The sequence below is a fragment of the Zunongwangia sp. SCSIO 43204 genome, assembly GCF_019904275.1.
GTDB classification, from domain to species: domain Bacteria; phylum Bacteroidota; class Bacteroidia; order Flavobacteriales; family Flavobacteriaceae; genus Zunongwangia; species Zunongwangia mangrovi.
Genome location: NZ_CP063204.1, coordinates 2,678,950 through 2,699,498 on the forward strand (window position 1 = coordinate 2,678,950; position 20,549 = coordinate 2,699,498).

The window sequence follows — 20,549 nt, forward strand, 5'->3', positions numbered from 1 at the left end:
TTAGTAGGTTTGAAAATATTAAAATTAGTTGTATTTTTGCACTCCTTTTTGGCAAAAGAACGGAAATGCAGAAGGGCTTGAAAATCAAAACGTAAAACATCTTCTTAGTTTTATTTTGCTTACATGTTTCCGAAAAACTTAGAATACAAATTTTAATCAGCAAATAATTATGGCTGAAGAACAAAAAGAACAGGAAGTTCAGGAAGTAGCTGGAATGGCTACAGCATCTCAACCAGAGGTAACTGAGCAACAAGCTAACCCTGAAAAATTCCTAAAAGAATTTAACTGGCACAATTACGAAGAAGGAATCGATCCAATCGCAGATGATAAGCTGGAAGAATTCGAGAAATTAGTAGAGGAAAATTTCGTAGACACTCTAGATGATGAGGTTGTAAAAGGAAAAGTAATTAATATTACTGATCGTGATGCAATTATCGACATCAACGCGAAAAGTGAAGGTGTAATTTCTCTTAACGAGTTTCGTTACAACCCAGATCTTAAAGTTGGTGATGAGGTAGAAGTTTTAATCGACGTTAGAGAAGATGCTACCGGTCAGTTAGTTCTTTCTCACCGTAAGGCTCGTGTTATCATGGCATGGGATCGTGTGAACAAAGCACATGATGAAGGTCTTATCGTTAATGGTTTTGTTAAGTGTCGTACTAAAGGTGGTATGATCGTAGATGTATTTGGTATTGAAGCTTTCTTACCAGGTTCTCAAATCGATGTGAAGCCTATTAGAGATTACGATGCTTACGTAGGTAAAACAATGGAATTTAAAGTTGTGAAAATCAACCACGAATTCAAAAACGTTGTTGTATCGCATAAAGCACTTATCGAAGCTGATATCGAAGAGCAGAAGAAAGAAATTATTGGTCAGTTAGAAAAAGGTCAGGTATTAGAAGGTACTGTTAAGAACATCACTTCTTACGGTGTATTCGTTGATCTTGGAGGAGTTGACGGACTTATCCATATTACTGATCTTTCTTGGTCTAGAATCAACCATCCAAACGAGATTGTAGAACTAGATCAAAAACTTAACGTTGTAATCTTAGACTTTGATGAGGCTAAGACTAGAATCCAATTAGGTCTTAAGCAATTACACAAACACCCATGGGAAGCTCTAGATGAAGAGTTAAAAGTAGGTGATAAAGTAAAAGGTAAAGTAGTTGTAATCGCAGATTACGGTGCATTTATCGAAGTTGCTGAAGGTGTAGAAGGATTGATCCACGTTTCTGAAATGTCTTGGAGTACGCACTTAAGATCTGCTCAGGATTTCGTAAATGTTGGTGATGAGGTTGAAGCTCAAATCCTTACTTTAGATCGTGATGATCGTAAAATGTCTCTTGGAATTAAGCAATTAACTCCAGATCCATGGACAGATATCACTTCTAAATATCCTGTTGGATCTAAGCATACAGGTGTAGTTCGTAACTTTACTAACTTTGGTGTATTCGTAGAGTTAGAAGAAGGAATCGACGGACTTATCTATATCTCTGATCTTTCTTGGACTAAGAAAATCAAACACCCATCAGAATTCTGTAATGTTGGTGATAAACTAGAAGTAGTTGTATTAGAATTAGATGTTGAAGGACGTAAACTAAGTTTAGGTCACAAACAAATAGAAGATAATCCTTGGGATAAATACGAAACTGAATTTGCTGTAGGTACAACTCATACTGCTGCAATTTCTGAAATCGTAGACAAAGGAGCTACTATCGATTTTAATGAAGATATTACTGCATTTGTACCACAAAGACACCTTGAAAAAGAAGACGGAAGTAAACTTAAGAAAGGTGAAACTGCAGAATTCCAAATCATTGAATTCAATAAAGAGTTTAAACGTGTTGTAGCATCTCACGCTGCTATCCACAGAGAAGAAGAGCAAAAAATCGTTAAGCAAGCTGCTAAAAAAGCCGCTTCACAAAACAACGACAAAACCACTATTGGTGATGTAAATGCAGACCTTCAGGCTCTTAAAGATAAAATGGAAGGAAAATAATTCTTTCAGTTTATAAGACTAAAACCTCCTTTTTCAAGGAGGTTTTTTTTATGTTTTTTTCTAAGTAAACAACTTACTTCAATTTATAATTCAGTATTTGTTTTTCCCCCTGAAAGCTTGAAACCAAGGTCATTTTTTTATCTTCAGTAGAAATCAGCAATCTTTCATCTGTGATGAAGTCATTAGTATTCAAGATATTTTCTTCCTTGTTGAACTCAAATCTTAAATAGGTTTCTCCGTTTTGTTTTTCAGTATAAAATTTCCCCTCGGCAGTAATTGTTTCAGTAGTTGTCATTCTTTTCTTTAAGAATGTGCTATCGGGTAATAATAGATAGCTTTCCTGCCATGCCATATTTAAGCCTTTTTGCAGCTTATTTTGAGATGGATAATGCATTTGCACCAATTCCCATTTTTGAGGAAAATTATTAGCTGTGTGTAATTCTGGATAATCGGGCTTCTCGATATTGCACGATAATAAACTAAGAGATAAGATTAGCACTAACAGGTATTTCATGATTGATGATTTGATGTCTATTACTTAGATACCAAAATCATGAAATGGTTGCGTAAATAGTTAAAGTTTTCTAAAAAGAAGCTGATTAATTTTGTGAAGTATGATTTTGAAGCACGCTTTTTAAGCTTTCAATTGTTACAGGCTTTACGATATAGTTACTCACGTTATCGTATGATTTCGCTTTATTAATATCACCGGGATCGATAGAAGAGCTTACAATATATATTGTAATTACTTTTTCACTTTCGATCTTAATGAACTCTTCTAAAAACTCCCAGCCATCCATTACGGGCATGTTTAGATCGAGCAAAATTACATCGGGAAGTTCTTCTCCTGTTGAAATTACAGCATCCAGGTGATTTAAAGCTTCTTTCCCATTATGAAAAACCATAAAGCCATTACAGAAATCAGCAAGTTCCATTATTTTTTTTGCACTAAAAACGAATATGGGATCATCATCTATGATGCAGGCAAGATAAATTTTCTTCATTTTTAAAAACTATTTTAAATATGGTTCCCTGGTTAACTTCACTTTCTACCTCGACCTTAGCTCCAATGGCTTCAATCTGGCTTTTTGTAATGAATAGCCCAATTCCTCTAGAATCTTTATGTCTATGGAAGGTGTTATACATCCCAAATAATTTGTGTCCAAATCGTTGAAGATCGATCCCTAGTCCGTTATCCTCAATATTCAGTATAATATTTCCAGTGGCAGCATCCTTTTCGGTAAACAATTTAATAAAACTTTTTCTTTCTAAAGAACGATACTTAATTCCATTAGTAATAAAGTTAAGCAAAATGCTATCTAAATATGCTGGTATTCCCTGTATTTGAATATTCTTATCAATATCGAAATCAACCTTAACGTTCGCTTCTATGGCAAGTGCACTCGTATTTTCTACTGCGTTCTCTACGAAGTCTCGCAGGTTTAGATCGTTTAAATTTTCTTTTACTGAAGTATTTATAACAACAACCTCATTAAGATGTTCTATTGTTTCCCTAAGATTTTCACTAGCTGTGCCTAGTAGCTGTATTATCTGGTTCTCATTAAGTTCTGGATGTTCCACATTAAATAGTTCCAGTAAAGAAGAGAAGTTACTGGAATGGCTACGTAAGTTATGAGAAACAATATGCGCAAAATTCCTTAATCTTTGGTTTTGATCTTTTGTAACCTCTAAGAGATTTAAGATTTCGTTTCTTGCTTCTTTCAGGTCTGTAATTTCTAAGGCCGCATGCAAATAGCCAATTAATTCGTCATTTTCGAGGATTGGCGTAATAGTTAATAGAACTGGAATTTTATTTTTATGAATATCAACATAACTCCATTCTCTGGTCGTACTTTTTCGCTTTTTGGCTTCATAGATCAATGCTTCAAAATCCTTAATTTCTTGTTGAAATTCTTTATTAAGATCGTCTATTTTTTGGTCTAGTTCTTCTTGATCATGAAAAAGAAGTACAGATCTATTTTTAACTTCCTCAGGATTGTAGCCTAATAAATTCTTTGCACCCTGATTAAAATCGGTGATTAAACCTGTTTTGTCTGTTGCGATAAAGCTCACCTTTGTACTGGCAGCTAAAAGCGCTTTTTGATGAGCTAGGGTTTTATTAAGTTGCTGCTGTGCTAATTTACGTATGCTAATATTTTTTATTTGTGTGGTAATTAGCAATGGTTCACCATGTCCATCCTTAATTAGGGAAGCAAATATGAGTACATAGATCTTTTTATGCTGTTTAGATCTAAATTGAAGCTCAATATGAAAGTGATCTTCTTTTTTATTTATTAACTGATTTACTTTTGCATCAAAAGCTTTTTGATCCTTTTTATCTACAAGATCAAATAAAGATCTTTCCAAAAGATCATTTTGATCATAATCCAAAATAGAGCAAAGACTATTATTTACTTTTAGAGGCTTAGTATTTAGATCGCAAATAGCCATTCCAATCGCTGCATTTTCGAAATTACCACGAAAAGTTTCTTCGCTTAATCGTAATTTCTCCTCGGCCATTCTAAATTCAGTAATATCATACATGGCAGCTACAGCACCTACTACATTACCATTTTCATCCTTTATTTGCGAACCGTTTACAGAAACGATCCTGTTTTTAGCATTATTCGGTTTTATTTGGATATCCTGATTGCTTGCTTTACCTGTTTTTAATATCTGTAAAAGCGGAATTTCCTCGGTTTTAAGGGAAGTTACACCATCTGCCTGGTACAATCCGTAATAATCTGAAAGTTGCTCTGGAGGAATGTTGGAGACTGGCAGGCCGTGCCATTCTTTCGTGGTTCTATTAAATAATTTTAGTTCACCATTTGCATCACAGGAAACAATACCTACCTCTAGCGACTCTAAAACAGTTTCTAAAAATTGTTTACGATCTTCACTTACTTTTTCAATCTCTTTTAAATGCGTTATATCTGAAGTGTGAAGGATGATTCCTCCAATTTTTTGATCGTTAGTGTACCAAGGGTTCATAGACCATTTTATATAGCGTTGCCTGCCAAAACGATCTGTAAATTCTTCTTCATCATTATGTAGAGAATCACCTTTTAATCCGCGTAAGTGTATTGCTTTCCATTCCTCCTTTACATCTGGAAAAATTTCGTAATGACATTTATTTTTAAGATCTATATTTTCTACCTGGTAATCCTGTAACCATTTTTTAGAAGTTACAATGTATCGCATTTTGGTATCGAACATGGCAATAGCCGTTGGTGCCTCTTCAATAAATTTCTGACTACGCTCTGTTTCTTTTTTCTGCTGAGTGATTTCCTCATGATAACCAGTCATCCATTCTGGCTTACCATCTTCTGTCCAGCTTACTACTTTTCCGCGATCTGCAACCCAAATCCAATGGCCGTTTTTGTGGCGCATTCGGGCTTCGGTTTTATAAACTTCGGTCTTTCCTTCAAAATGTTCGTTCAATATTCGCTGGCAACGATCTGAATCTTCCTTATTAGCAAGTTTATGCCAGGTTTCTACAGAAGTAGGCCTTAATTCTTCAAGATCGTAACCTAAAATTTTAGCCCATTGTGCATTAAATATGGTTTCACCTGTTTGCACGTTCCATTCCCAGACACCAATTGCTGTTCCTTCTAAGACATGCTCGTAGCGTTTAACTTGCTCCTGTAAATTGAGATCTGGTTTTTTAAATTTGGTGATGTCTTTTATTGCGGCAAGAATTCTTTTTTCTGAAGTTGAATTGTTAAAGCTAATGACATTACATTCTAGCCACAAAATGTATTTATGACTGTGAACAAATCGAACTGTAATTTTGTTATCTTCTAGATGGCAAATTTCTCCTGAAAGAATACGATCTCTAAATGCAATTTGATCTTCAGCAAAGATTAGATCTTTCCAGCTTTCATAAGTATCTTTAATATCGAAGCCTGAAGCATACCCAAGTAGTTCGAGTAGTTTATGGGAACAAAATAAGTGGTCACCGTTTTGGCAATTCAAAATGAAAAAACCATCTAAAGCATTGTGCTGTAAAAAGTCGAAATAATCTTTATTTACAGTTATAGCCTGGTATAATTCATCATTTAGATAATCGAAATTATCTGTTTTAGGGGCATTTATTGTGTATTTAGGGCACATTATGTATTTATAGGGGCTTCAAAAATACATAAAATATAAATAATGTATTATTTTTTTAGGAATTATTTAATACCCTAGCTTGATTGTAATCTAATTCGAAAAAAGAAGCTCGATTTTTAAGGATACCACAAAACTACCATGCTTCTTTAAAGCCGTTTTCTAAAGCCTCATTATAGATTTCAGCATTAAATGTATATAGGTTTGGAGCCTTATGCGCGCCACCCTTTCTGGTTTCCTTCAATTTATTTAAAATACCGTATTTAGTCATTTTACGATAAAAATTTCCTCTGTTTAGTGGTTTATCCAAAATGATTTCATAAAGCCTTTGAAGTTCTGGCATCGTAAATTTTTCAGGAAGAAGATTTAATCCCACAGGACGATAGTTAAGACCTTTTCGAAGCTCTAGTAATGCGGTATTAAAAATATCTTCATGATCCATCATTAGTTGTGGTAGTTCGTGTACATTCTTCCATTCACAACGATCAGAAAGATCATCTACTTTTGGTTCTACCTTAGCGAAGTTAGTTAAAGCGTAATAACCAATGGATAAAAATCGTTGTTTATGCCAAAGATCATCAGGAAATTCATCAAAAAAGTCTTCATTTCGATTTATTTTACCAAAAGTTTTAAATTGGTTTAGGTAGATTTCCTTAGCTCCTGTACGTTGGTCCAAGATTCTGTAAGCGCCATCGTCTAGATTTTCGTCTTTCCACAGATAACCACCAGGTAGTGACCATTCATCCTTATCCTTTAGTTTTACTAACAGGACTTTTAAAGAAGAAGTATCAAATCCAAAAACAACGCAATCGATAGAAATACTTGGTAAACTGTTTTCTTTGTTTAATTTTGAATCTTTATCTAAAATTGTAGCTAACTCCGATTTCATTGAAATTTGTTTAATTATCAAAATTACGTTTAGATTTTAATAATTCAAACTTAATTTTGATAATATGTGAAATTATTTGATAAGAAACGGAGTAAAATCTAATATATTTTAAGTTTAACAAAACATTATGTGATTTTCTAATTTTAAATTATTCGTTTGCAAATGACAGATTAAACTCATTTTATCTATGATTTTGTGTTTTTTGTCGATAAATTGATATTTTTTGGAAGAAAAGTTTTATTTATTTGAAGTATTATTTTAATATTGTCGCGAGATGAAGCATTGAAATGTGATTTATCTTATAATATCATTCATTTTTGGTTAGGTTGGTATGATATTAGAAAACTGGTTAGTTGCGAAAACGGGATGCAAGTGCATCCCGTTTTTATTTGATATTAATTATTAATTCATTACAATTTGGCAATCGGGTAGGGAAGTGAATAAATTTTCTTTGTGTTCTTTCTTTATACTATAGATTCCCGTTAGTCCCATCTTCCTAAGATTTTTCATTTCACATAATAATCTGGTGCTTTCTAAAGGATTATTCCCAAGATCGATTACTTTTAAGCGATTCAAATTTTTAAAATGAACTGGTAGTACTACGATCTCTAGGTCAAAAAGATTTAATTCTTCTAGATTTCCTAACCGTTCGATAGAAGCGGGAAGATTTGTAATAGGATTTTGACTTACATTCAAGATCTTTAGTTTATTCAGGCTTGTAAGAACCAAGGGGAATTCTTCAAAGTGATTTCTGCTGATATTGAAGTTTTCAAGCTGACTCATTTTCGATAAATTATCTGGTAAATTTTTGATATTATTGAATTCCAGATTCAATATTTTCAGTCCGCTTAGCTTTGAAATTTCTTTCGGTAAGGTCTCTATAGAATTATGCTTAAGGTTTAGTGTTTTTAATCTTTCCAGACCTAAAATTGCTTTCGGAAATTCCTTTATATGATTCTTTTTTAGTGAAAGACTTTTCAAATTTTCGTAGCCAGAGATATGTATTAGAATCTTATCCAAATTTGATCGTATAGAACCGTCAATTTCCAAAATTTCCAAGCTTTTCATTCCTTTAGGGATAGAAGCTATAGGATTAAAACTAATCGAAAGTTTCTTAAGTTTTGGTAGGTTAGACAATGATTCAGGTAAGCTTTCTAGAAGATTATCACTCAAATTTAAGGTTTCTAGATCCTTAAATTCTGAAATAAACTCGGGCAGTGTCTCAAGATTATTAAAAGAGAGATCAAGTTCTTTCAGGTTTTTCAGGTTTCTAACTTCTTCTGGGATTTCAGAAAGTTGACGATTAGAAAGATCTAAAATTTTTATCTCTTTGGCAGATTCAATTGTAAACGGCAAAGTGGAATTACTACATTAGACCGGACACTAAGTTGAGAGAATATTTTTGCTAGTTATTACCTTAGCAATTATGAGAAGAAAATCTAAACATTACACCTTAGAATTTAAACAAAAAGCAGTCGAGTTAAGTTATGCTAAAGGCAATGTAAAACAAGTATGTGAAGACTTGGATATATTTCCATCTGTACTTTACCGTTGGCGTAGAGAGTTAAAAGATTACGGTAACAACAGTTTCCCTGGCCGTGGTAATCCTAAAATGACCGATGAAGAAAAAGAGATAGCCCGATTAAAAAAGGCATTAAAAGAAGCCGAGTTAGAACGAGACATCTTAAAAAAGGCCATCAGCATCTTCTCCGCGAGCGACAAGAAAAATACAGGTTTATAAAACAACACCTTATGAGATTTCCTGTCGAGACGATGTGTAAAATATTGAAAGTAAGCAAAAGTGGCTATTACCATTGGTTACAATCGGGACCAAGTAAATTATGGTTAGAAAATCAAAAGGTAACTGGGCTTATTAAATCTATATTTAAAGATAGCTTTCAAAGCTATGGTTCACCTAGAATAAAAACAGAACTAGAGACATTAGGCTATAAAATATCAAAGCCTAGAGTTGCACGTATTATGAGTGCTAATTATTTGTTTGCAAAACGAAAACGTAAGTTTAAAGCAACCACATATAGTCAACATAATTACCCCATAGCTCCTAATTTATTAAACCAAAACTTTGAAGTAAGCCGACAGGATCAAGTTTGGGTAAGCGATATAACCTATATCAAAACCAAACAGGGCTGGTTATACCTTACTGTCATTATTGATTTGTTTAACCGCAAAGTTGTTGGATGGGCTCTAAGCGATAATCTAAGTACAGAAGACACTATTATTAAGGCTTGGCATATGGCTATAAAGAAAACTACTTTAACCCAGTCTTTAATTTTTCATTCCGACCGAGGTATACAATATGCCAGCCATAAGTTTACCTCATTAATTAAAAGTTACAATGGCTTAGTAAACCAATCTATGAGCAGAAAAGGTAATTGCTGGGATAATGCCATTGCTGAATCGTTCTTTAAATCATTAAAGGTAGAATGGGTTTATAGGCACAATTATAAGTTGAGATCTGAAGCGGAGTTATCCATCTTTGGATGGATAGAAACTTGGTATAATAATAGAAGAAGACATTCCTTTTTAGGAAATAGAACTATAAGAGAATTTGAATTAGACATGTATAACCTTAAACTAGCAGCGTAGTCATTCAACTATTTGTCCAGTTTTTTGTTGCAAGTCCAAAGGGCAGATGTCAATCTCTTTGCCAAATAAATTTGGAAGAAAACAGGCACAAAATAGTGCGAGAAAGTAATATTTTTTCATAATGACGATCTTTAAATTAATAAATAGAGATTAATTCAAGCAGATTTGGGTGTCATTGTTTGGATTGAAAAAATGTAATAAGTTGAATTCTTCTAAAGATAGTGATTTTTTTAAATATCTGGTTACTAATAACTTAAAAAAAACTACTCCTCATAAAGTTCTAAAGGAAGATCATCTGGATCACTGAAGAAGGTAAATTTTTTACCGGTGTGAGGATCTATGCGAATAGCTTCTGTTGCTACACCTTTTCTATTAAACTCTTTATCTTCAATAAGGTGTGTTTTGGACTAGATTTAGTTGGAGTGATATTTAGTTATCATAACTAGTTTTACTATATATCGGCAATTCTAGATATATCTTAATTTAAATATTGATCCAGTCTTTATACTTTAAATAGAATTTGAATATTATTTCTTTCCAATAATCAAATGCATATTAATAAAAAAAGGGACTCTCTAAAGAGTCCCCAGTTAATTTTATATTTCACTAATTATCGTAATATTAAAAATTAATTTCGCTGCATAAATCACTATCGACGTCAAATTGATAATTAGTTGAGCTAATGAACTCTTCATAGGTATATGTTTGACCATCAAACTGAACTTGGAATTCGTAAGTATTTCCTGCCTCCATTTCGTAAGATTCTAATTTAAGGTTTTTAATAACACCATTAATCCATTGTGACTCTCCTTGCTTACGATATTTAATTGGATAACTAGCGATGTTCAAATCTACATCCTCACAGGGTATATTTATTGTAATAGTTAATAATTCACTTTCAGGTTCAGGTATTTCGATTGCAGGAGATTCTCCACAAGAAATGTTATCTATTGTTAGTACTTCACCAGAAGTGTAAAGTTTTAATGAAATATTACTGCCTATTCCATTGTACGGTATTTTATTTATACCTGGGGTAAGGTTTTGCTCGATAATAGTATATACTCTTGTTTCAGAACTACCAGTAATTTCTAATTCAATTTTTGCCTGAATATTAGAATCAGTAGGATTATTTATTTCAAATATATCAGAACACACAGGTAATTCCGCAACTATAGAATAGTCTGTTAGATGGTTAGTATCAAAATTCGCATAAAACTTATTACCTGTTTTCGATACAGTAACATCTTTTTCGTAAACCCAAGTTCCATTTTCTATCTCGTAACTATAGATAGCTAATTGATCTCCAGCTTTTATATTTCTTCCGGTTTGAGGGTTAAATAAATTTTGGTCAATTTCCATACTAATGTCTATAGAATTGCTAAAATCTTTCACCTCTTCATTATCAACATACATATTGATAGAAGTATAACTCATAGGTAGAAAAGATGTTTCTTCTGAAGCTCCATTTTTAAGAACCGTTTGCTTTGTAAAACCGCCAGGGAAAACCTTGGTTAGTTTTTCTGAATTAGCATCTACATCGATAATTTCTATGTTTACAGAGCTACCTTTCAAAACTTTACCATTAGTATTCAAAAAGCGTGTTCCAGCTTTTACTTCTACTGTTCCACTTGTTCTTTTAGAGGAATTATCGCCAAATGTTATCTTTTTATTTTCTTTAAGTTCGCTCTCAGAAATTTCGGCATTACCAGATACAGCACTTACACCATCAGAATCTTTAGTTTTACTTAATAGATGAATAGGAACCTGCACAGTTTTGTTGTTCTCTGAAAAGTTAACTTTTACTATTGAATTTTGATATCCCGGAGCAGATGCAACAAATTTAAAACTCTTTACCTCATTAGACGCTTGCGGCCTATCAGCGGGGTTAAGAATAAGTATGATATTTCCATCAGATACTTTAAAGTTTTTTTCTCCAGCAGAATTTAATATTGAAGTGCCATAATCTGTCACAGGAGTTAGGGTAACATTTTCTGGATAACTACCATCTTCTAAATCTTTAATTTCTAATTGAGCAGTATATTCTAAAAAATTTACATCAAGCCCTAATTTAAAATCGTCTGCAATTTCGTTCGGCATTTTTTCACATGCTGTTGGAATCATAGCCACAGCAACTAACATCATTAATAACAATACTCTTCTCATTTCTAAGGGATTTAAATTAAATTCTAATTGATAATCTTAAATTAATAAAGGGAAACCATCTATAATCTTTTATATCTTCCTGAAGAGAATCTGCTTCATTAGCAGTTGGTTCAAGCATACCACTAGCAGTAATCCCTACTTGAGGTTCTGGTAAGTAAAAGCTTCCAGCTTCAAAGGCAAGACCAATTTTGCGTTTAGGAACAGCTCTCCCAAAGCCTAAGCCAAAATATGGTGCGAATCCATTATAGTCTAGTGATAACTGTAAATCACCAATCTCTTCAGGTCCTAAAACAATTTCTCCGTATTCAAATGTACCATCATAAGTAGCGAAAGCTTTGGTGTTACCGTCACTAAAATGGGAGGCCCCTCCTACTAGTTTAAAACTACTTGCTTTAAATGGTAAATATTCTAAGCTAAGGTCGAACTCAAGGAATCGGGTATTTGCAGTGACATTTAAATTAGCATCATCTACCTCAATTTCTTGAACAAAATTTTTAATACTAAGTGTGTTACCTCTAAGCCTTATGTTGAAATGTGGAGACAAATTTCTAGCAACTTCTATACCGCCTCCTAAAGTTGAACCATTTAATGCTACGGCATATTTATTTGCGTAATTGAGGTCTACATTTCCCTGGCTTATAGATTTCCAGGAAATTAGAATTAAAAATAGATACAATAAAGATTTTCTCATCGACATTTTCCTACTTCTTTAAAAATCAATTATTAAAAATTAATTTATGAAAATATTAACAGGTGCAAATATATTCATATATCTGAAAAATGCGCATTTTATCGGTAAAAAAAATCAAAATTGACATTTTTTATGTTTTTAGTGTCAATTTTATACGTTTTGCGTGAGAAAATACATGTTAAAAAAATAAAAAGGCCTCACGAAGAAAAGCGAGACCTTTATGATTAGGAAAAGTTATAAAGCAAAATTGCATATTTCATTACTAATTATATCAATGAAATTTTCGTTGTTGGTAAGAGTATATTCTGTTGTTACCCAACCTCCAAAATAGGTTCGGAATTCATATGTTGTTCCAGTTTTCATTCTATAGGTTTGGAATTTTCCAGAATGCATATAACCATAATTCCACCACCGAGCACCTTTTTCTCTATAATAGAACCAATATGATGGTTTAAATTCAAAATTAGAGTTAGGACATTCTATAGTTACTTCAGCCGATACTAATTGAGGAAAGGCACTTGAGGGAAGATTAATTGTAGCGCTCTCTGTACAAATAATAAAAGGCTCTGTTTCGGTTATCAAATTTCCTTTGTTATACCAATTAGATCCATTAAAGATTCTAACTTTCATAGGAATGTTGTTGGGAACTCTTAAATAGTTGATTTGCGCGCCATCATATAAATACATACGTTTTCTCGCATAGTACCCAACTGGTTGATTGTTGTAGGCATATACAAGTTCGGTGTAAAAATAAGATCCCATAGAGCTACCGGGAGCATTTACAGTAATTGCATTTGATCTATAACAGGTATATGAATAAAAGTCTAAATTATACCAAGTAAGGTGGTCCGTTTCAAAGCTAACTTCCATCTTCGCGTTATTAGATACCACAGTTCCAGTTTTTTCATATACCCAGGTGCCACTTTCTACTTCATAACTCCAAACGGGTATTTGATCACCAATTTTAATATCAGCATCTGTATCTAAATTAAATCCGTTGGAATCAACTTCCATAGTAACTTTAATAGGTTTACTAAATTCCTTTACATTTATTCCATCAATATCCATGTCGATTGAAGCAAAACCAGCAGTTACGAAGTATATATTTTCTTCCTCTCCATTTTCACCAATTACACTTTCAGGTGTAAATCCTCCAGGGAAAGCACTTAGCGAAGCATCTCCACTTGCATCAAAATGTGTGAAATTTATATTTAAAGACTCTCCAAATATTTGATTTCCGTTAGCATCATAAAAAATAGTACCCGGTTCAAGTTTTATTGCCGCGCCTGTAATTTTTTCATCGCTTACTGGTATCTCAATAGTTGCACTACTATTCAAAGTTCCATTGGATAAATTTAAATTTTCTATTGAAGAGCCAACTCCACTAGGTGGGGTTTCCGTGTTTACCATGCTTATAGTTAAATTCTGATCTTTAGAGTTTTCTGTAAAATCAACTTGAAAATTAACTGGTAAAAAGCCGGGAGCTTCGGCGTATAAGTTGAAAGACTTTACATCTTCTGGTCCATTTGGTTTACTATTCGGGTTCAGTATAAAAGAAGCTATACCAGCATCCACGCTAAATTCAACTTCACCTTCAGAATCTAATAAGCCATTATTTTCATTATCTAAAATTTGTAATTCTATGTCGTGTGGAGGATTTTGTGGATTAGCTGCATCTATAAATTCCACAACCAGAGTATATTCGAGGAAGTCTGAATTAATTCCCAGATTAAAGTCGTCTACTACTTCATTCGGCATCTTTTCGCAGGATGTCGGTATTACCAGTGTAAGAAGTAGAAGGATGTAAATTATTTTTTTCATTGCTTTATTTTTAAATTCTAACAGATAATCTTAGGTTCAAAAAGGGATACCATCTATAGTCTTCGATATCTTGCTGAAGAGTTTCTGCCTGATCTGCAGTTGGAGCAAGCATTCCATTAGCTACTATGCCTACCTGTGGTTCTGGTAAATAAAAACTTCCAGCTTCGAATGCCACACCAAACTTCTTTTTAGGTACGGCCCTACCAAACCCTAATCCAATATATGGTGCGAATCCATTATAATCCAGAGTTAGTTCTAAATCACCAATTTCATCTGGACCAATAGTTATTTCACCATATTCAAAAGAGCCATCATAAGTAGCATATGCGGTCGTCTCTCCGTCACTAAAATAGGATGCTCCACCTACAATTTTGAAACTACTGTTTCTAAATGGTAGATATTCTAAGCTAAGATCGAATTCTAAAAATCTTGAGTTTGCGGTAACATTTAAATTAGCATCGTCTACTTCAATCTCCTGAACGAAATCACTTATATTAAATGTATTTCCCCGAAGTCTAATATTGAAATGTGGAGAAATATTTCTTGCGATTTCAATCCCTCCACCAAGGGTTGAGCCATTAACACCTATGGCAAACTTGTTTTCATAGGTAGTTTCTTCAACCTGCGAAAACGTAGATATCGAAAAACTTAAAAAAAATAAATAGAGTAGTAATTTTTTGACCATGTTAAAATTTTTATGTTAAAAATTAATAGGGTCAAATATAAAATCTTAATGTATTCTTAAAAATACCCAATTTTGGGTATTTTGTACGAATCTTTATCAATTGGGATTAATCTGTGGGATCATGTAGGAATTTTCACTCCTCATAAAGTTCTAAAGGAAGATCATCTGGATCACTGAAGAAGGTAAATTTTTTACCGGTGTGAGGATCTATACGAATTTCTTCCGTTTCGACTCCTTTTTTGTTAAGTTTTGAGACCGTTTTTTCAATGTCTTCCACCTGAAATGCCAAATGCCTTAAACCTTGAGCTTCCGGGAAGCTTGGCCGTTTTGGTCGATTTGGGAAAGAAAAAAGTTCGATAATGTATTTTCCGTTTAGTGCGAGGTCTAATTTGTAGGAGTCTCTTTCTTCGCGATAAACTTCTTGTAAAATCTCTAAATCTAAAATTTCAGTATAAAATCTTTTTGAAGTTGGATAGTGAGAACATATGATAGCGATGTGATGAACGGCTTTAAGCATTGTCGATTTTGTGGTTTTTTAGATCAGATTTTAAAGATACACCACTAATTTTTTTCGCAAAAGATTCGGTTATTAAAAACTCCAATAGCTCTGCTGCCGCTGCGGTACTCATTCCATCGCTATGAATATTCGAAATACAATTTCTTTTTTCGTCTGTAGTGCCACTTTTTGGGTCGTAGGTGGTATAAATACCTAAACTTTTTGGACTGGACAAACCGGGACGTTCCCCAATAAAAGTCGCTGTAAATTTTCCATTCAATTTTTCTGCAATTTCGTCTCCAATGGCAACTCGTCCATTTTCAACAATAGTTATAGCTGCGGAATATTTCTCTTTTAACTTCGGAAGCAATTTTTTAATGATTTCTGCGCTTTGTAAAGTAGCTTCTGGCGATAAACCATCCACAATATTAAAAATGATATCAAATCCTGAAGCATTTTCAAATTTACTTTCTGCTAAAAGTTTCCCCAGATCCGGACGTTTTAAATATTGCTCACGGTCTTTTGCCTTACTTTTAAATTTGAAAACCTTTAAGCCAAAATTCGATAAATCTGACTCTATTTTTTCAACATTGAAGTCGGTATAGATCGCATCTCTTGCTTCAGCGTGATCCAACTGAAATTGCAAAACATCCTTTATAGATTGGCTACCGCCGGTATTTCCAAGTGCAATTCGAGCTTTGGAAAGTTCACGTAGCCGAGTATAGGGATCTTTTTGGATTTCACTTCTATAGATTTCAGGTTTATCCATTGCTTATTAATTTATGAGATTCGGGTAAATTTTGGCGATTTCCATTTTCATCAAAAATCCCCATTTTTAAAAGCCATTTTTCAAATTCCGGGGCTGGTTTTTTATTCAAGACTTTCCGTAGATACATGGCGTCGTGAAAAGATGTGCTTTGATAATTCAGCATCACATCATCGGCACCGGGAACGCCCATAATATAATTGCAACCAGCAACGCCCAAAAGCGTTAACAAAGAATCCATATCATCCTGGTCGGCTTCAGCGTGATTGGTATAACAAACATCGCAACCCATGGGGAGTCCCATAATTTTTCCGCAGAAATGATCTTCTAAAGCGGCACGAGTGATCTGTTTTCCGTCGTAAAGATATTCTGGCCCAATAAAACCAACCACGGTATTTACTAAAAGCGGATTGTATTTTCTGGCCACAGCATAACATCGAACTTCACAGGTTTGCTGATCGATGCAGTGATGCGCATTCGCTGAAAGTTCAGATCCTTGCCCGGTTTCGAAATACATCATATTATTACCAATATCGCCTCGATTAAGCTGAATTCCTGCATCGTAAGCTTCCTGAAGCATATTTAAATTGATCCCGAAAGATTCGTTGGCTTTTTGAGTACCGCCAATTGATTGAAATATAAGATCTACAGGAGCTTTTTCGATAATTTCCATCGTTGTGGTAATATGACTCAAAATGCAGGTTTGCGTGGGAATTTCGTATTGCTGTCTAAAATTGTCTAATAATTTAAGCAATTCTGAAACTGCGTTTGGGCTATCGGTCGCAGGGTTAATGCCTATCACCGCGTCACCACAGCCGTAAAGCAATCCGTCGATCGTACTCGCCGCGATCGCTTTTGGATCATCTACAGGATTATTGGGTTGCAATCTTACCGAAAATCGATCGTTTAAGCCAAGTGTGTTTCTAAATTTTGTGATGACTTCACATTTCTGCGCAACTTTAATAAGATCCTGATTTCGCATTAATTTCGAAACTGCGGCAACCATTTCAGGAGTTAAGCCTGGAGCTATTTCCTTTAAAATTTCGGGAGTTGCATGGTTACTCAACAGCCAATCTCTAAATTCTCCTACACTAAAAGCTGAAATTGGATAAAAAGCTTCAGCATTATGATCGTCCATAATTAAGCGGGTAACTTCGTCTTCAGCATAGGGAATAATTGGGTTTTCAAGAAATTCTTTAAGTGGCACTTCGCTCAAAACATATTGCGCGGCAACTCGTTCCTTATTGTCTTTTGCAGCAAGGCCAGCAAGAACATCACCCGATCGAAGCGGACTAGCTTTTGCCAGTAATTCCTTTAAACCTTTAAAAGAGTAGGTGATGTTATTGATGCTGAATTTATATTCCATAACGGCAACTTTTGAAGTAAGTTACCAAAAACTACATCTACGAGATGTTTAAGGAATATTAATTTAAACTGAAATTGTCTAATATTGATATTTCTGAAATTTAAAGCTCTAGAATTAATAAATCATAAAGCCATCTGGAGAATTTCTTATAAAGCTATAATTTCATAATGTTAAAATAATTGGTTATATTACAGAAAATCAATTATTTAATGATTAGACTTTTACTTACCTTATTTTCAAAATCAAATTTTAAAAAAATTGGCTTCGTGTTTATTGTTTTGAGTTTCACTTTTAGTTGCTCAGAAAATAAAAATATTAGCTCGAAAGTTTCAGCCGATATAACGCCAACTGAATACACTAAAGATTTCTCAGAAATCAAAAAAGATGGGAAACTTACCGTTATTACCATTTATAATTCTACCAGTTACTTTTTATATCGTGGGAAACCGATGGGTTTTGAATATGATTTGGTAAAAAAACTTGCCGATCATTTAGAACTCGAACTCGATATAAAAGTCGCAAAAGATATCGATCATTTATTCGATATGCTGAATGCCGGTGTGGGTGATCTTATCGCCTTTGGACTCTCAGTTACCGAAGACCGAAAAAAACTCGTCAATTTTACCGAATATCATTATTTAACGCATCAGGTGTTAGTGCAACGTCGCCCGGAAAATTGGCGAAAGTTGCCAATGTACAAGATCAAAAAGCAAACGCTAAACGATCCTATCGAGATGATTGGCAAGACCGTTCACGTACGTAAAAACTCGTCGTATTTTGAACGTTTAGAAAATTTGGAAGACGAGATTGGTGGGCAGATTGATATTCAACTGGTTTCTGGAGATAAAACTACGGAAGATATCATTAAAATGGTGGTCGATGGTGAGATCGATTATACCATTTCAGATTATAATATCGCTGCGATCAATCAAACCTACAACCCGATTCTAGATATTGATACCGAGATCAGTTTCTCGCAACGTATCGCCTGGGCAGTGCGTAAAAATTCACCGGAACTTTTAGCTGAAATCAATTCGTGGTTAAAAAACATTAAGAAAAAAGACTTTTATTATGTGGTGTACAACAAGTATTTCAAAAATAAGAAATCCTATCGCCGCCGAATTAAAAGTGAATTTTACAGTAAAAACCAGGGTAAAATTAGTCAGTACGATGCGATCGTAAAAAACAATGTAGAACGTTTAGGATGGGATTGGCGATTGCTGAGTTCACAGATCTTCCAGGAATCACGTTTTAAACCGAATGAAAATTCCTGGGCAGGCGCTGGCGGATTAATGCAAATAATGCCGGCAACCGCAAAAGATTTAGGAGTAAATGATATTACCAATCCTTCAGAAAATATTCGTGGCGGCACCAAATACTTGGCACAATTACGAGAGAATTTTAACAGTGTTGAAGATAGCATTCAGCGTATCAAATTCACCTTGGCAGCGTACAATTGTGGCTTAGGTCACGTTCGTGATGCGCAACGACTTACCAAAGCCTTTGGTGAAGATCCCAATGTTTGGGACGATAATGTTGAAGATTATTTACTGAAGTTAAGCTCGCGCGAATTCTTTAATCGCCCTGAAGTGAAATATGGCTTTGTTCGCGGCCGTGAGCCGTATTTGTACGTGAAAGAAATATTCTTGCGCTACGAGCATTACAAAAAATTAATTCCGTTTGAAACTCCCGAAACCGAATCTCAGGTCGCTTCAAATTAACTAGAGTTTAACGTGGTAAGTCCTTTTTTTACTACTTAATAGCCTTTTTTTACAAGAAGGTTCAGACTGTTTTTTGTGAAATTTGAGCTTCAATAAAAACCAAAAATATGGCTAACAGAAGAGACTTTTTATACAAATCTATTTTAGGAACTGCCGGAATGGTTACGGCTCCTTCAATTATAAATGCAGCAAATTCTACGGAAACTGCAATTCCTTCAGCAAAAATTAAAAACAATTTTTTACGCGATAAATTTAAACCCGAATGGAAATTTGGGATGGGTGGTGTTGCCGCCGGTAATGGTTTTCACGTAAATAGTGACGAAGACATTCGTGGCGCAATGGATGCCGCGTGGAATAACGGCGTTCGTTATTTTGATACTTCGCCTTGGTACGGTTTAGGAATTAGCGAACGCAGAATGGGAAGTTACCTTTTCAATAAAAACCGGGAAGATTTTGTGTTGTCCACCAAAGTAGGAAGAGTCTTAACACCAGATCCAGATTTTGAATTGCCGGGTGCACTCTGGAAAGGGAAATTGAATATGAATTACGAATACGATTATTCGGCTGAAGGAGCCAGAAAATCGGTAGAACAAAGTCTGCATCGTTTAGGTTTGGCCTATATCGACATTGTTTTTATTCACGATCTTTCGCCAGATAATCCAGATTTTAAAGAAGGAGATTACGAAAAATATTTTGAGCAGGCTAAGAATGGCGCGATGCCAGAGCTTACCAAAATGCGTGAGGAAGGTTTAATTAAAGGCTGGGGATTAGGCGTAAATACGACCAGACCAATTTTAGAAACCATCGAAGTTGCCGATCCAGATATTTTCCTTTCAGCAAAACAATATTCGTTGTTGGTGCACGAAGACGATCTAAATAATGTGTTCCCGGTTTGTGAAAAAGAAGGAATTAGTTTAGTGATCGGAGCCGCTTTAAATGCAGGATTTTTAGCCGGAAAAGAGCGTTATAATTACGGCGGGAATATTCCTGAAGAAATGAAAGAAAAGCGTGCAAAATTGCAAAAAGTAGCCGATAAACATAATGTAGATCTAAGAACGGCGGCATTGCAATTCTCGGCAGCGCCAGATGTGGTAGCCAGTGTGATTCCGGGAGCGAGTAATGGAGAGCAATCTGAAGCAAATGCAAAATCGATGGAAGTGAAAATTCCGAAGGCATTTTGGAAAGAGTTAAAATCGAAAGGACTAATTGCTGAAAACGCTCCAGAACCTAAATAA

At 34.4% G+C, this 20,549-nt stretch carries 16 protein-coding genes; 4 read left to right on the top strand and 12 right to left on the bottom strand.

Annotation, left to right across the window (positions count from 1 at the left end; genetic code table 11):
• Positions 1-169 precede the first annotated feature (169 nt).
• Positions 170-1,999: a 30S ribosomal protein S1 gene (gene rpsA / locus INR75_RS11890; RefSeq protein ID WP_223088978.1), complete on the top strand. Its 1,830-nt coding sequence runs from the start codon at positions 170-172 to the stop codon at positions 1,997-1,999.
• Between the two features lie 73 nt (positions 2,000-2,072).
• Here rpsA and INR75_RS11895 read toward each other — a convergent pair whose 3' ends face one another.
• The 5 genes from INR75_RS11895 to INR75_RS11915 all read right to left on the bottom strand — a co-directional run bounded on the left by INR75_RS11895 (position 2,073) and on the right by INR75_RS11915 (position 8,354).
• Complete coding sequence (locus INR75_RS11895; protein ID WP_223088979.1) at positions 2,073-2,513, bottom strand: hypothetical protein; 441 nt, start codon at positions 2,511-2,513, stop codon at positions 2,073-2,075.
• 85 nt (positions 2,514-2,598) lie between these two features.
• Positions 2,599-3,003, bottom strand: a complete 405-nt coding sequence (locus tag INR75_RS11900; RefSeq protein WP_223088980.1) for a response regulator — start codon at positions 3,001-3,003, stop codon at positions 2,599-2,601.
• Positions 2,969-6,112, bottom strand: coding sequence for a PAS domain S-box protein (locus INR75_RS11905; protein ID WP_223088981.1), 3,144 nt, complete (start codon positions 6,110-6,112; stop codon positions 2,969-2,971). Before INR75_RS11905 ends, INR75_RS11900 begins: the two co-directional genes overlap by 35 nt.
• Positions 6,113-6,245: 133 nt before the next feature.
• A complete protein-coding gene (locus INR75_RS11910; protein ID WP_223088982.1) occupies positions 6,246-6,998 on the bottom strand; it encodes an NUDIX domain-containing protein in 753 nt (250 codons plus the stop codon).
• A gap of 402 nt (positions 6,999-7,400) precedes the next feature.
• Positions 7,401-8,354: a leucine-rich repeat domain-containing protein gene (locus tag INR75_RS11915; RefSeq protein WP_223088983.1), complete on the bottom strand. Its 954-nt coding sequence runs from the start codon at positions 8,352-8,354 to the stop codon at positions 7,401-7,403.
• Positions 8,355-8,400: 46 nt separating this feature from the next.
• Between INR75_RS11915 and INR75_RS11920 the strand changes: the two genes are divergently transcribed.
• A protein-coding gene (locus INR75_RS11920; protein WP_086026153.1) for an IS3 family transposase occupies positions 8,401-9,605 on the top strand; the annotation gives its coding sequence in 2 pieces (ribosomal slippage) (positions 8,401-8,680 and positions 8,680-9,605; 1,206 coding nt in all).
• Between the two features lie 621 nt (positions 9,606-10,226).
• Here INR75_RS11920 and INR75_RS11925 read toward each other — a convergent pair.
• The 7 genes from INR75_RS11925 to INR75_RS11955 form a co-directional block, all read right to left on the bottom strand.
• A complete protein-coding gene (locus INR75_RS11925; RefSeq protein ID WP_223088984.1) occupies positions 10,227-11,768 on the bottom strand; it encodes a hypothetical protein in 1,542 nt (513 codons plus the stop codon).
• 16 nt (positions 11,769-11,784) lie between these two features.
• Positions 11,785-12,459 carry a hypothetical protein gene (locus INR75_RS11930; protein WP_255584526.1) on the bottom strand — a complete coding sequence of 225 codons (675 nt, stop codon included), beginning with the start codon at positions 12,457-12,459 and terminating at the stop codon, positions 11,785-11,787.
• A 234-nt stretch (positions 12,460-12,693) separates the two neighbouring features.
• Positions 12,694-14,280 carry a hypothetical protein gene (locus INR75_RS11935; protein WP_223088986.1) on the bottom strand — a complete coding sequence of 529 codons (1,587 nt, stop codon included), beginning with the start codon at positions 14,278-14,280 and terminating at the stop codon, positions 12,694-12,696.
• Positions 14,281-14,290: 10 nt separating this feature from the next.
• On the bottom strand, positions 14,291-14,965 hold the full coding sequence (locus INR75_RS11940) for a hypothetical protein (protein ID WP_223088987.1): 675 nt from the start codon (positions 14,963-14,965) through the stop codon (positions 14,291-14,293).
• Between the two features lie 133 nt (positions 14,966-15,098).
• Positions 15,099-15,482, bottom strand: a complete 384-nt coding sequence (locus INR75_RS11945) for a VOC family protein (RefSeq protein WP_223088988.1) — start codon at positions 15,480-15,482, stop codon at positions 15,099-15,101.
• The gene (eutC, locus tag INR75_RS11950) at positions 15,475-16,230 is read right to left on the bottom strand and encodes an ethanolamine ammonia-lyase subunit EutC (protein WP_223088989.1); all 756 of its coding nucleotides are present in this window, start codon (positions 16,228-16,230) and stop codon (positions 15,475-15,477) included. Before eutC ends, INR75_RS11945 begins: the two co-directional genes overlap by 8 nt.
• On the bottom strand, positions 16,223-17,593 hold the full coding sequence (locus INR75_RS11955; protein WP_223088990.1) for an ethanolamine ammonia-lyase subunit EutB: 1,371 nt from the start codon (positions 17,591-17,593) through the stop codon (positions 16,223-16,225). Before INR75_RS11955 ends, eutC begins: the two co-directional genes overlap by 8 nt.
• A gap of 209 nt (positions 17,594-17,802) precedes the next feature.
• On the opposite strand from INR75_RS11955, the gene INR75_RS11960 reads away from it, so the two are divergent.
• Both INR75_RS11960 and INR75_RS11965 read left to right on the top strand, forming a co-directional pair.
• Entirely contained in the window at positions 17,803-19,314 is a 1,512-nt protein-coding gene (locus INR75_RS11960) for a transporter substrate-binding domain-containing protein (protein ID WP_223088991.1), read from the top strand.
• Positions 19,315-19,421: 107 nt separating this feature from the next.
• Complete coding sequence (locus INR75_RS11965; protein ID WP_223088992.1) at positions 19,422-20,549, top strand: aldo/keto reductase; 1,128 nt, start codon at positions 19,422-19,424, stop codon at positions 20,547-20,549.